The organism is Oleiphilus sp. HI0043 (assembly GCF_001634935.1).
The window spans coordinates 1-241 of the sequence record NZ_LWEY01000860.1 but is presented as its reverse complement, the minus strand read 5'-3'; the positions used below and the strand labels follow the sequence as shown (position 1 = coordinate 241).

The following is a 241-nucleotide window of genomic DNA, read 5'->3' as shown; positions in this document are numbered from 1 at the left end:
CATATTCGAGAATCTACTATTGTATCAGCGATAGATTTAACCGACTCAAAGTCGCCCGGACTTGCAATCGCAAACCCCGCTTCAATAACATCAACACGCATCTTCTCAAGTGCACGAGCAATTCTCAATTTCTCTGCCTTGGTCATCGATGCACCGGGGCTTTGCTCGCCATCTCGTAGGGTCGTATCAAAGATAACAAGCTTATTTTTATCGGACATTCGCCGTGCTCCTAAATCAATAT

General features: G+C 44.8%; 1 pseudogene. It reads right to left on the bottom strand.

Annotated elements, in window-relative coordinates:
• Positions 1 to 218: pseudogene (locus A3729_RS09685) on the bottom strand (2-isopropylmalate synthase); the annotation flags it as partial.
• Positions 219 to 241: the final 23 nt, after the last annotated feature.